We start from the raw sequence: 12,598 nt of genomic DNA, 5'->3' as shown, positions 1-12,598 counted from the left end.
AGAATTCCAGGCAGCTGCCCACCAGTATTTCCACATTCCGCCGGAACATTTCCGGCGGTTTTTTGCATGAAGATGAAAAATTTTTACCCCTCCAGGGATTTGTGCTAAAATAGGAAGAATGAAAAATACGATCTACGATCAAACAGAACTTAATGAAGAAGGAACGGGTGCAAACATTGATGAAACCTTTTATATATGATTTAACTCTGGAGGAGCTTCAGGACTGGGCCAAGAACAATGGCGAGCCTGCTTTTCGTGGCGGACAAATTTTTGACTGGCTGTATGTGAAGCGGGTCAATGATTTCAGCGAGATGACGAATTTGTCCAAGGCGCTGAGAGAGAAGCTTGAGGAGCAATTTAGTTTTGTGACGCTTAGTGAAATTACAAAGTTGGAATCAAAGGACGGTACAGTAAAATTCCTGTTCGGTTTGCACGATGATCATGCCATTGAAACGGTCATTATGAGACACAATTACGGAAACAGTATTTGTGTAACGACGCAAGTGGGATGCCGGATTGGTTGCACTTTCTGCGCATCGACGCTCGGAGGCCTCAAACGGAACCTGACAGCTGGTGAAATTACTGCACAGGTAGTACAGGCTCAGAAAATTTTGGATAAAACGAATGAACGAGTGAGCAGCATCGTGATTATGGGCTCAGGCGAGCCTTTTGAAAACTATGAAGCGACCATGACGTTTTTGCGTACAATGGTTCATGAAAAAGGTCTGAACATTGGTCAACGTCATATCACGGTGTCGACTAGCGGTATTGTACCGAATATTTATAAATTTGCCGACGAGGATACCCAGATTAATCTGGCAATATCCATTCATGCGCCTAATGATGCGCTTCGTTCGAAGCTGATGCCTGTAAATCGGCGTTATCCCTTTAAAGATGTTATGGATTCTCTACGTTACTATCTTGCTAAGACGGGGCGGAGAATTTCGTTTGAATATGCCCTGATTGGCGGGGTAAACGATCAGGCAGAACATGCTGAAGAGCTAGCGGATGTGTTAAAGGACATGCTGTGTCACGTCAATTTGATTCCAGTCAATCATGTGCCTGAGCGCAAGTATGTGCGCACATCACGCAGCGATATTTTTAATTTCCAACGTATTCTTGCCGAAAAAGGCGTCAATGTGACGATCCGGCGTGAACAGGGTCACGATATTGCCGCTGCTTGCGGTCAGTTGCGTGCAAAGCATATGGAGTTGGGGTGAAACCATTTGATCAAAACAGTTCATGTCAGCCATGTCGGACGTGTACGTTCGGTGAATGAGGATTCTGCCTGGATCAGGCACTTGGAGCAAGGCTATATTCTTGGGATTGTTGCCGATGGTATGGGGGGGCATTTGGCCGGTGATACGGCCAGCCGCCTTGCGGTAGAGACACTTGCCGCTGATTTGGCGACGCTGGAGAGCGGATTATCCGCACATTCTTTGACGGCGGCGCTCAGCGACGCTATTTTGCATGCCAATGAAGTCATCTTCCAGACGGCTGCACGCGATGACAAGTATCATAATATGGGAACGACAGTTGTTGCGGTTTTACTAAACGATGCATCCGGAATTATCGGACATATCGGTGATAGTCGCGCCTATGTCATATCCAAAGGAGCGGTACGTCAGCTTACAGAAGACCATACTTTGGTTAATGAGCTGTTCAAAAACGGTCAGATCAGTAAGGAAGAACGGGAGAACCATCCCCGTCGCAATGTGCTGACTCGGGCGCTGGGTACTGATTCTGAGGTGAAAGTGGATATTGACTCCATTGCGCTGGAAAAAGGCGATGTACTGTTACTGTGTAGCGACGGATTAAGCAATCTGGTAACGGAAGAACAAATCAGTAAAGTAGTAGGTGCCGCAGAGAATCCTTTGGAGGAGCGTGCGGATCGTCTGCTACATCTGGCGCTGCTTGCCGGAGGAGACGATAACATTACTGTGGCTTTGTTTGAATTGCCCGATGACACGGTTTCATTGAGTGAAAAGGGGTGTGACGCATGATCGGGCACCTGCTAGGGGGAAGATACGAAATTATTGAGCGCATCGGTGGCGGCGGTATGGCGCTGGTGTATAAGGCTCAAGACATTTTGCTGAATCGCAATGTTGCAGTTAAAGTGTTGCGCCAGCAATTTGTTCATGATGAGGAATTTATTCGCCGGTTTCGGCGTGAGGCGCAGTCTGCGGCCTCGCTTTCGCATTCGAATGTGGTCAGTATTTATGATGTCGGCCAAGAGGATGAAATCCATTATATTGTAATGGAGTGCATCGAAGGTAAAAATTTGAATGAGATTATTAAAGAACGTGCTCCATTGCAAGTGGATGAAGCAGTACGGATTGCTTCCCAGATTTGTGATGCGCTGGAGCATGCCCACCAAAATCAGATCATTCACCGAGACATTAAGCCTCATAATATATTAATTGGACGTAATGGACGGGTTAAGGTAACCGATTTTGGGATTGCTAGAGCTGTTACGTCAACGACCATTACCCAGACGGGTTCTGTTGTGGGTTCTGTTCATTATTTTTCACCTGAGCATGCAAAGGGTGTCGTCACCGGCGAAAAATCGGACTTATATTCTTTAGGTATTGTCTTATATCAAATGCTGACGGCGCAGCTCCCTTTCCTGGGAGAAAGTCCAATTAGTGTAGCGCTCAAGCATTTGCAAGAGGAATTTGAGGAACCGCGTAAAATTAATCCGTTGATTCCGCAAAGTGTGGAAAATGTCATTCTAAAATCCATGCGCAAAAATCCAGAAGAGCGTTATCAATCGGCAGACGAAATGCTAAAAGATTTGGAAACCTGTTTGCTGCCGGGACGGCGTAATGAATCCAAGCTGGAATTTACACATTTGGATGATGAGGATCAAACACGGGTTATTCCGGCTATTAAGCCTCAACAATTAGGGATGTCTTCTAACGGGGATGATGTACCTGCTCAACCGCGTGAGTCTGAACAGCTTCCGAGCAAGCAATCGTCCAAGAAAAATAGAAAAAAAGCGATTTTGTGGGTAACACTAGTGTTGGTGTTACTTCTGTGCATGGGCGGAGTGGTGTACTATGTGCAAAGTGTACTGGTCGTGCCTGAGGTAAAAGTACCAGGTGTATTGACACAAACAGAAGACCAAGCGAAGGTTAATCTCAGTAAAGCGGGGCTACTCATTGAGGAGCCAATCCAGCATGAATACAAAGAAGGAATCGCGCCTGGAGTTGTATTTTATCAAAGCTATCCTGCAGATTCTTTAGTCAAGGAAGGAACTAAGATTAGTCTGAAAGTCGGGATTGCCAAGCCGCTCACCCCGATGCCGGATGTCAAAGGCCAAAGCTACGAAAATGCTGTTAAGCTGCTGACCGCCCAGCAAATTAAGGAGACGCAGATTCAGCAAAATGAGCAGTTCAGTGATCAGGCCGCAGGGACCGTCCTTAGTCAGACACCCGCTGCAAATGAGCCATTTGATAAGGATTCAGTCCAGGTTGTGCTTACAGTCAGCAAGGGAGCTGACACTGTAAAAATGCCAAGTCTCGTAGGGAAGACGCAGAGTCAAGCGGAAAATGAGGTCAAAAAGGCAGGACTGAAGGTTGGCTCGATTAAAGAAGAATTTAGCTATGAGCAGGAAAAAGGAAGAGTAACCAAACAATGGCCGTCAGAGGCAGGCAGTGAGCTGCCACCAAATACGGAAATTACGATTTATGTAAGTACTGGTTACCCGCCAGAAGCGATTACGCTGGCATTTAATGTGCCTGTTGCGCCCAAGGAAGAGGGTAAAAACAGCAAAATTCGTATTACTTATACGGATGCGCGTGGAGAAAATCAGGAATGGGGAAGCCGCACGATTAATACGACACAGGTGTTCACTATCAACCTGCTAATGGCTCCGAACAAAGACAGTGTTGTCTCAGTATTTAGAGATGGTGACTTTATTGATACGTATCCCGTCTCTTATATTGAGGCGAAAAATGGCACGGTGACAATGCCTCAAATTGCTCCGCCTGCCGGAACTTCACCAACGGATACACCTGATGGTACTTCCTCGCAGAATGGAAGTGGAAACGGCGAGGAAGGTGATAGCGGGGGAGCTTCTAATGATAGTGGTAATAGTGGAGGAGACTTGAACAATCAGGAGGGCACGGGAAGTAATGGTGACCCTTCCGCCTTTGTTCCTGGAACGAATTCCACGGGGGGGACGCGCAGTGAGTTGGCGGTTAGTTATAAAAACAACCCAGGCCACGCTTCCCACAAAAAGGAAGGAAAAAGTGATTGACTGTTCAGCATCAGTAAACTTGCAATAGGAAGATGCTCAACCTGCTATACGCAATGAAACTTGAACATTATGAAGGAGGACATCTTACACATGCCTGAAGGTCTGATCGTCAAGGCGCTTAGCGGATATTATTATGTCTCCAGCCTGGATCAGGATGGGCGTCCGGTATCTGGCGAAGCTACGGTACAATGCAGAGCACGCGGCATTTTTAAGAAAAAAGAGATTACGCCTCTTGTTGGTGATAGGGTCGTTTACGAACTGACTGAAAACGGGGAAGGTATGGTCAAGGAGATTAGAAAGCGTACGACGGAGCTAATACGTCCTCCGGTAGCAAATACCACGCTTGCCGTGCTGCTGTTTTCCTTGCGTGAGCCGGATTTAAACTTGCCTTTACTGGACAAATTTTTAGTCCATATTGAGCACGCCGGGTTGGATACAATTATCTGTCTGACTAAGCGCGATTTGTATGAAGGCAGCCCTTCAGAGGATGACACCGTACTGGCCGTTCAGGAGATGTACCGGAAGATCGGTTATGAGGTGCTGGTAACCAGTGCCCGTACTGGAGAAGGGACGGCTGAGCTTAAGAAGCTATTGGCTGGTCAAATCAGCGTGTTTTCCGGGCAGTCAGGTGTAGGAAAGTCTTCCATGCTTAATGCTCTAGAGCCTGGGTTAACGCTGGAGACGAGCGCCATAAGCAATAAGCTGGGCCGAGGAAAACATACGACTCGTCATGTGGAGCTGATTCCTCTAGACAACGGAGGATTTGTAGCAGATACACCGGGGTTTAGCCAGCTGGATTTTCTGGAGCTGGGTGTGGATGAGCTATCTCCCTGTTTTCGTGAATTCCAGCAGTATGGGGAAGGATGTAAATTTCGGGGTTGTACCCATATTCACGAGCCTGGTTGTAAAGTAAGAGAGGCCCTGGAAGAAGGACATATTTCACAGGGACGGTATGATAGCTATTTGCAGTTCTATCAGGAATTAAAAGAAAAAAAGCGGAGGTACTGAGTATATGTTAAAAATAGCACCGTCGATTTTATCCGCTGATTTTGCTCGCTTGGGCAGTGAAGTTGCGGAAGCTGAGGCAGGAGGGGCAGACTGGATTCATGTGGACGTAATGGATGGACATTTTGTATCCAATATTACACTGGGCCCACCTATCGTTCAGGCTATTCGTCCGCACACGACTCTTCCCTTGGATGTTCATCTGATGATTGAGCATCCTGAACGCTATATTGGCGATTTCGTAAAAGCAGGAGCCGATATCATCACTGTTCATGCTGAGGCCTGTGTTCATTTGCATGGTGTCCTTCACTTGATCAAGCAGCAAGGCGCTCTGGCTGGAGTGGCTCTCAATCCAGGTACTTCACCATATGCGATCAAGGAAGTGCTGCCAAATGTGGATATGATTCTGGTAATGACGGTCAATCCTGGCTTTGGAGGTCAGTCCTTCATTCCAGAGACGTTAAATAAAATCAGACAAATCCGTGCTTGGTTGAACGAATTGGGTCGTCCAGACGTACATATCGAGGTAGACGGAGGTATTGCGGAGGAGACGGCACCAGCCGTATTTGAAGCGGGGGCTGACGTGCTGGTGGCTGGTAGTGCGGTATTCGGCAGAGCAGACCGCGCAGCGGCTATTGCTGCGATTCGGGACAGTGCAGCACGTTTGTCCAAGTGAAGCTGACCGAAGCATTGTGGATGACTGTAGCGAGCATGGCGACGGGGTTGACCCTTAGCTGTTTCTCGCTAGTGAAGGCTCCTTGGAATGCCGTTCTTTCACTTTTGGCTGTTCTAATTGTCCTGTTTTATTTTCGAAAAAATGAACGGCGTGGTTTACGAATAGGTTTTGTGGTGTGCAGCGTACTTTATTATATCCTGTTTATTTTCATACTCTCAGCATATCTCTATGTTCGCGGACTTGTCTGATGGTATAGCCTGGGATGGTTGTGCATAAATATGGTTACATGAGCGGGATTCTCATGTAGCCTTTTTTTGTGGGGCAACAACCCTTGATAGGTTGCATAAACTACAGAGAACGGATGCAGGAGGATGATGGGGAGGGTGAGGCATGAAGTTTTACACAATCAAGCTGCCAAAATTTCTGGGTGGATTCGTTAAAGCCATTTTGAATACATTCCAGAAAAACTGAATTCAACGTAATGTAAACACAGGATGTAGGATGAAAGCTAGAGGTACACAGGGCACGCTTCCCGGGCATAACAGAAGGTAGCTCGGTAGTAAAAGATTGGAACGCACGGGAAGGTGCCTGACATTTTGTTTTCCTGAACCAGATGGATATTACTTTTCGAATAACCAAAAAAGCACCCGTTTAAAACGAGGTGCCTTTTGTTTATAACGATATTTTTTACGACTACACGCGAGTCACTTTACCGGCTTTCAATGCACGAGTGCTGACATAAACGCGTTTCGGTTTACCGTTAACGAGAATGCGAACTTTTTGTACGTTGACGCCCCAAGTACGGCGATTACGGTTGTTAGCGTGAGATACGTGGTTACCGCTGCCAGGCTTTTTGCCTGTTACAGAACATTTACGAGACATGATTCCACCTCCTATTCTGAAAATAACCAAATTCCATATGGAACGGGTCTCTCTTCAGGCCGACTGGGTCAGCCGGACTTTGTAAGTCACTAACCTGAACAAAACAATACTTAAATATAATATCATAGTCAAAAAAGCTCCGTCAACTGATTCAAAAACTTTATTTATTTCTCTTTCGCATTATAGTACAATATGGGATAGTTATTGCTGCGATTATTTTGTATTTAAATGGAATGTGAATTCTTATTCCAGTCATGCCGGCGGTTCAGAGGCGGGACTATAGTTATCATTCCAGCCGATGATTTATGTTGGGTAGTTGACTGGTTTTTCATTTTATATGACCTGTAGAAGAGCGACCAGACGTGAGTACAAGAGCTTATGAAAGTGTGACATTCGTATTCGTCGTCTGGCTTTAGTATAATTTAATTGAACCTGTAGGCACAGCTGGATAAGGTGTGGTGAAGGTTGATAGTAAAACAAGTGTATTAAGCTAGGAAGGGGAATTCTCTTGAGTAATCGTTCTTTGAATGGAACAGATTTTACCGCAATGGTTTTAGCCGGGGCGGAACAATTACAGCAGCATGCGGAACATGTCAATTCACTAAATGTATTCCCGGTGCCAGACGGTGATACGGGAACCAACATGAATTTGACGATGAGCGCGGGCGTAACGGAATTAAAGAGGGGGGATTCTTCCTCCATCGGTGTCATGTCCGGCATATTATCCAAAGGTTTGCTGATGGGAGCCCGCGGCAATTCAGGGGTTATCCTGTCTCAGTTGTTTCGTGGCTTCAGCCGTTACGCTGCCCCATACGAGGAATTGAATACCCTTCAGTTCGCATCGGCATTGCAGAGCGGGGTGGATGCGGCCTACAAGGCGGTGGTTAAGCCGGTGGAGGGTACAATTCTTACCGTGGCGAAGGAAGCGGCCAAGCATGCTGTATTTTTCTCGCGCCGGACGAACGACATCACGGAATTGATGGAAGAAGTGCTTGCCAAAGCGAAGGAAACGCTTGCCATGACGCAGGACATGCTCCCTGTACTGAAGCAAGTAGGAGTTGTAGATTCGGGTGGGCAAGGCCTTGTGTATATTTATGAAGGCTTTATGCAACATCTTGGAAGCGGCTTGGTGACGTCTCCAATTGCAAAAAGTGATAATGTACGCCCGGTTTTTGCTCCTCACGTATCGGAGAGACCTACTGCTACTGCAGTTGTTCCTTCCCCAGATGCGCCGATTTCTGCGCAAGCGAAGCTCGAAACGGATAATATTGAATTTTTGTATGATATGGAGTTTTTTATTAATCGACAATTGGGCGATGCGCAAGGTACCGATTTTGATGAGGAAGCCTTCCGGAAAGCGTTATCCGTAGATGGTGATTCTATTATCGTAATTTCAGACGATGATGTCATCAAGGTTCACGTGCATTCTAAGGCTCCTGGTGAAGTGCTGAATTTGGCACTGCGTTACGGAGAAATTACACAGATTCGTATTTTAAATATGCGCGAGCAGCATCGTGATTTGTTGTCTGCGGGTATGGATGTTGCTCCTGAGCCTGAGTGGTTTGCTGAAATACCAACAGAGCCTGCACGTGAGGAAGAGCCGTCTGAGCCCCCCGCTCATGAACTGGCATCCTTTGGTTTTATAGCTGTGGCTTCCGGTGAAGGAATTGCTGATATTTTCAGAAGTTTAGGCGTCGATGTTGTCCTTTCTGGCGGCCAGACAATGAATCCAAGCACAGAGGACTTCGTTAATGCGGCGCGCTCGATTGCGGCTCAACATATTTTTATTCTTCCGAATAATTCCAATATTATTTTGGCGGCAGAACAAGCGCGTGAACTGCTAGAGATGGAACGTATGGTATCGGTTATTCCGAGCAAAACAATTCCTCAGGGCATTGCGGCAGCATTTTCCTTCCAGGAGGAAGAGGCTTTTGAGGTAAATCAGGACAATATGCGTGACGCAGTCACCCGGGTGAAGTCTGGGCAAGTGACCTACGCGGTACGGGATACGACACTTGATGACCTGCATATTACAGCCGGGCACTACATCGGTATTCAGGATTCCAAAATTGTAGCGACCGAGGAACACTTAATGGCAACGTCCCGTCTTTTGCTAGCGAAAATGCTGGTGAATGGCGATGAAATTGTTACGATTCTCACAGGTTCAGACGCAAATCAAGAGGACACAGATCAGCTTGTTGCATGGCTTGAAGAAAATTATGCGGATGCTGAAGTGGAAGTTCATGAAGGTGGTCAGCCGATTTATCCTTATTTGTTCTCAGTGGAAACCTGATGTGCTTTAGCACGCCCATGGAAGTCCACAACAAAAGGAGGTCTGACTGATGAGCAGTACCATCATTTTGACGGATAGCACGGCTGATATTCCACAAGAATTAGCAGACCGTCTCGGTATAGTTGTTGTACCCTTGACAGTGATGTTCGGCAGCACAGCTTACCTGGACGGCATTGAGATGTCAGCGTCGCAGTTTTACAGCGAACTAGTACGGGCTGATGAGCTGCCTACGACGTCACAGCCTTCACCAGCCCGTTTTTTGGAGACATACACGACGCTGTTAGAGCAATACCCCGAGAGCCAGGTTATCTCTATCCATTTATCCTCGGGTGTGAGCGGAACGTATCAGTCTGCTCTGCTGGGCAAATCCATGCTGGAGAAGCATGAACATAGAGTGACTGTGGTGGATTCCAAATCAGCTTCATACGGATACGGCATGCTAGTGGTTTATGCGGCAGAGCTGGCGGCTGCCGGACACTCCCCGACTGATATTGTTCGGGCTGTGGAACGTCGTGGGGAGCGCCGTTGTTTATATTTCCTGGTGGATACCCTGGAATACTTAAAAAAAGGCGGACGTATTGGCAAGGCAGCGGCAATGGTTGGTACGTTGCTTAACATTAAGCCGATTCTTTCGATTGACAAAGAAGGCATTATTTATTCGGTTGATAAGGCGAGAGGGCATAAAAAAGCGACAGCACGAATTATTGAACTACTGGAGCGGGATTTAAAAGGCCAAAAAATTAATATTGCTGTGGGTCATACGGCAGATCGCTCAGCGGCAGAAGCGTTCGTGGCTCAGCTGGCAGAGCATTTTGAGCTGGGGGATCGAATATATACTGAACTTGGCGCTGTGATTGGGACCCATGTAGGGCCAGGAACGATTGGCATTTTTGTATGGCCGGCCGGAGATGAGAGGTAATATGCTGCAATTGGATCAAATACCTTTAAAACAAATACATGGCGTGAGTGCTCTCAAAGAGGGAGAGCTTCACGCTTTTGGCATTTCTAACATACAGGACATGCTGGAATATTATCCGTTTCGGTATGAAGATTACCGACTGCGCTCGCTAAGCGAAGTGAAGGACGGAGATAAGATTACGGTACAGGCCAAAATTATGGGCATTCCGGTGCTTCAGCGTTACGGGCGCAAATCAAGGTTGACTTGTAAATTGATGGCCGAGGATTGGATGTTTACCGCGACATGGTTTAATCGGCATTTCATGAAGGAGCAGCTAACCTCAGGTCGTGAAATTGTGGTGACTGGTAAATGGGATCTCAAACGTATGCAGATGACTGTTGCAGATTCTGAGTTTCCTGATAAAGGAGTAGCCCGCTCGGGGACGCTTCAACCGGTGTACTCTATAGGCGGCAAGATTACGCAAAGCTGGATGCGAAAAACGATGAATCAGACGCTCCAGCAGTTTGGCGAAATGATCCCCGAAATATTGCCTGAGTTGCTTGTACGCAAATATAGTATGATGCCGCGCAAGCAGGCTATCGCGGGTATACACCAGCCTCAGGACAACCGCGAGGGGCAAGAGGCTCGTCGGCGGATGGTGTATGAGGAGCTATTTTTATTTCAACTGAAAATGCAGGCATTCCGGGCGCTAAATCGTGGTCGAGCGGACGGGGTGGTACATACGGTGGATAACGCCACGATTCGTGAATTTGTAAGGGCTTTGCCTTTTGAATTAACGGATGCACAGAAGAAGGTAGAGCTTGAAATACTGCACGATCTACGCTCACCTTATTGTATGAACCGTTTGCTTCAGGGAGATGTTGGGTCAGGTAAAACAGTTGTTGCTGCCATCGGTTTATTTGCCACAGTACGTTCGGGTTTTCAGGGAGCGCTGATGGTGCCAACCGAAATATTGGCCGAGCAGCATATGCGGTCGCTTCACAAGCTGTTTGAGCCCTTTGGAATCAGTGTGGGCCTACTGACTGGGAGTACAACCGGGAAGAAGCGTAAGGAGCTGCTAGCTGCTCTCCAAATGGGTCTGCTGGACATTGTAGTAGGCACCCATGCTCTCATTCAGGAAGATGTATATTTTCGCCAGCTTGGGCTTGTTGTAACGGATGAGCAGCATAGATTCGGAGTGAACCAGCGTAGTGTACTGCGTCGCAAAGGCTATAATCCCGATGTGCTGACGATGACGGCCACACCGATCCCTCGTACGCTGGCCATCACTGCGTTTGGCGATATGGATGTTTCTACGTTGTCAGAGCGGCCGAAAGGGCGTATTCCAATTTCCACCTATTGGGTGAAGCACGAACTGATGGATCGGGTACTTGGTTTTATTTCCCGCGAGGTAGATCAGGGACGACAGGCTTATCTGATTTGCCCGTTGATTGAAGAGTCAGAGAAGCTGGACGTACAGAATGCCATTGATTTGCATATTCAAATGCAACAGGCTTTTCCACATTACCGCGTTGGGCTATTACATGGACGGATGACTCCCGCAGAAAAGGAAGAAGTTATGCGTTCTTTCTATGCGAATGAGGTTCAGTTACTCGTTTCAACGACGGTTGTGGAGGTGGGGGTAGACGTCCCCAATGCGACGCTAATGATCATTATGGATGCGGATCGTTTTGGGCTGTCCCAGTTACATCAATTACGTGGACGTGTCGGACGGGGAGCCCATGCCTCGTATTGTGTACTGATCGCTGATCCTAAGTCGGAGGTTGGTCAGGAGCGGATGAAGGTTATGACCGATACGGACGATGGTTTTGAGGTGGCTAGACGCGATCTGGATTTGAGAGGGCCAGGTGACTTTTTTGGCACCAAGCAGAGTGGGCTACCCGAGTTTCGTTTAGCAGATATGGTAGCGGATTTTGAGGTGCTGGAAAAGGCGCGTGAGGATGCAACTGATCTGATCAAGGATGCGTCCTTTTGGACATCTCCGCAGTATGAAGCACTGCGCGGTTATTTGCAAAAAGAGCAGATTTTCCAAGGTGATCTCATCGACTAATCCACCATGAATCAGGAGGTTGTTCTAAACGTTTTAAACAGATAGGCACAATGGACAGGCTGACCGTCATATATTTGGGAATGACCGAATGATATGGGAGGTGTGGCAACATTGAGCTATCAGCAATATGGAATCAGTCCGCAACTGGTGGAGCGGATTAAGTTGAAAATGAAAAATCGTGCGCTCAAGGATCGGGTTAAGCAGCAGATCGAAGGTGTGACTAAAGCGGACCTGCAAAATAAAGCTAAGGTGCGTCATCTTGTGAAGACCACTTCTGCTATTTTAAACGAGCGTTTGACGGCTGCGCAGGAGGAGCAATTGACCGCCTTCGTATTGGCACAAAAAATTGATCCGTCCAATACATTCCATCTAATCAAGCTGTGGGGAATGTTCCGTTGATTGCTATTTGAAGAGGTGCTTCGAAGCGCTCTCCATGTTTTTTGTGAAGCACAGATAAAAAAAGGATTGCCTATATCAGGCGATCCTTTTTGGTTTGTTTTAATTAGTTCATT

At 47.2% G+C, this 12,598-nt stretch carries 11 protein-coding genes; 10 read left to right on the top strand and 1 reads right to left on the bottom strand.

The annotated features are described in order from the left end of the window. Window positions 1–179 precede the first annotated feature (179 nt). The 6 genes from rlmN to spoVM all read left to right on the top strand — a co-directional run bounded on the left by rlmN (window position 180) and on the right by spoVM (window position 6,413). A complete protein-coding gene (gene rlmN, locus AOU00_RS02975) occupies window positions 180–1,220 on the top strand; it encodes a dual-specificity RNA methyltransferase RlmN (protein WP_013310887.1) in 1,041 nt (346 codons plus the stop codon). 6 nt (window positions 1,221–1,226) lie between these two features. Then, window positions 1,227–2,003, top strand: a complete 777-nt coding sequence (locus tag AOU00_RS02970; protein WP_069289875.1) for a Stp1/IreP family PP2C-type Ser/Thr phosphatase — start codon at window positions 1,227–1,229, stop codon at window positions 2,001–2,003. Further along, window positions 2,000–4,261, top strand: a complete 2,262-nt coding sequence (gene pknB / locus AOU00_RS02965; protein ID WP_069289874.1) for a Stk1 family PASTA domain-containing Ser/Thr kinase — start codon at window positions 2,000–2,002, stop codon at window positions 4,259–4,261. The genes AOU00_RS02970 and pknB overlap by 4 nt, the downstream gene beginning before the upstream one ends. Window positions 4,262–4,351: 90 nt before the next feature. After that, on the top strand, window positions 4,352–5,269 hold the full coding sequence (gene rsgA / locus AOU00_RS02960; RefSeq protein WP_069289873.1) for a ribosome small subunit-dependent GTPase A: 918 nt from the start codon (window positions 4,352–4,354) through the stop codon (window positions 5,267–5,269). A gap of 4 nt (window positions 5,270–5,273) precedes the next feature. Continuing rightward, entirely contained in the window at window positions 5,274–5,942 is a 669-nt protein-coding gene (rpe, locus tag AOU00_RS02955; protein WP_061829029.1) for a ribulose-phosphate 3-epimerase, read from the top strand. Between the two features lie 390 nt (window positions 5,943–6,332). Beyond that, complete coding sequence (gene spoVM, locus AOU00_RS02950; RefSeq protein WP_010345573.1) at window positions 6,333–6,413, top strand: stage V sporulation protein SpoVM; 81 nt, start codon at window positions 6,333–6,335, stop codon at window positions 6,411–6,413. Window positions 6,414–6,635: 222 nt separating this feature from the next. Here the strand turns inward: spoVM and rpmB are convergent, their stop codons facing one another. Next, window positions 6,636–6,824, bottom strand: coding sequence for a 50S ribosomal protein L28 (gene rpmB / locus AOU00_RS02945; RefSeq protein ID WP_013310881.1), 189 nt, complete (start codon window positions 6,822–6,824; stop codon window positions 6,636–6,638). Between the two features lie 508 nt (window positions 6,825–7,332). Here rpmB and AOU00_RS02940 point away from each other — a divergent pair. The 4 genes from AOU00_RS02940 (at window position 7,333) to AOU00_RS02925 (ending at window position 12,485) form a co-directional block, all read left to right on the top strand. Further along, the gene (locus AOU00_RS02940) at window positions 7,333–9,117 is read left to right on the top strand and encodes a DAK2 domain-containing protein (protein ID WP_069289872.1); all 1,785 of its coding nucleotides are present in this window, start codon (window positions 7,333–7,335) and stop codon (window positions 9,115–9,117) included. 49 nt (window positions 9,118–9,166) lie between these two features. Next, complete coding sequence (locus AOU00_RS02935; RefSeq protein WP_069289871.1) at window positions 9,167–10,036, top strand: DegV family protein; 870 nt, start codon at window positions 9,167–9,169, stop codon at window positions 10,034–10,036. Between the two features lies 1 nt (window position 10,037). Then, complete coding sequence (gene recG, locus AOU00_RS02930; protein ID WP_069289870.1) at window positions 10,038–12,086, top strand: ATP-dependent DNA helicase RecG; 2,049 nt, start codon at window positions 10,038–10,040, stop codon at window positions 12,084–12,086. Between the two features lie 111 nt (window positions 12,087–12,197). After that, window positions 12,198–12,485: a stage VI sporulation protein F gene (locus tag AOU00_RS02925; protein WP_061829033.1), complete on the top strand. Its 288-nt coding sequence runs from the start codon at window positions 12,198–12,200 to the stop codon at window positions 12,483–12,485. Window positions 12,486–12,598: the final 113 nt, after the last annotated feature.

The sequence above is a fragment of the Paenibacillus polymyxa genome, from assembly GCF_001719045.1.
Taxonomy (GTDB): domain Bacteria; phylum Bacillota; class Bacilli; order Paenibacillales; family Paenibacillaceae; genus Paenibacillus; species Paenibacillus polymyxa_B.
This window is presented reverse-complemented; position numbering and strand designations above follow the sequence as displayed.

Coding starts and splice junctions, on each gene's coding strand:
- rlmN (WP_013310887.1), top strand. CDS start 180: ATGAAACCTTTTATATATGATTTAACTCTGGAGGAGCTTCAGGACTGG.
- pknB (WP_069289874.1), top strand. CDS start 2,000: ATGATCGGGCACCTGCTAGGGGGAAGATACGAAATTATTGAGCGCATC.
- rsgA (WP_069289873.1), top strand. CDS start 4,352: ATGCCTGAAGGTCTGATCGTCAAGGCGCTTAGCGGATATTATTATGTC.
- rpe (WP_061829029.1), top strand. CDS start 5,274: ATGTTAAAAATAGCACCGTCGATTTTATCCGCTGATTTTGCTCGCTTG.
- spoVM (WP_010345573.1), top strand. CDS start 6,333: ATGAAGTTTTACACAATCAAGCTGCCAAAATTTCTGGGTGGATTCGTT.
- rpmB (WP_013310881.1), bottom strand. CDS start 6,824: ATGTCTCGTAAATGTTCTGTAACAGGCAAAAAGCCTGGCAGCGGTAAC.
- AOU00_RS02935 (WP_069289871.1), top strand. CDS start 9,167: ATGAGCAGTACCATCATTTTGACGGATAGCACGGCTGATATTCCACAA.
- recG (WP_069289870.1), top strand. CDS start 10,038: ATGCTGCAATTGGATCAAATACCTTTAAAACAAATACATGGCGTGAGT.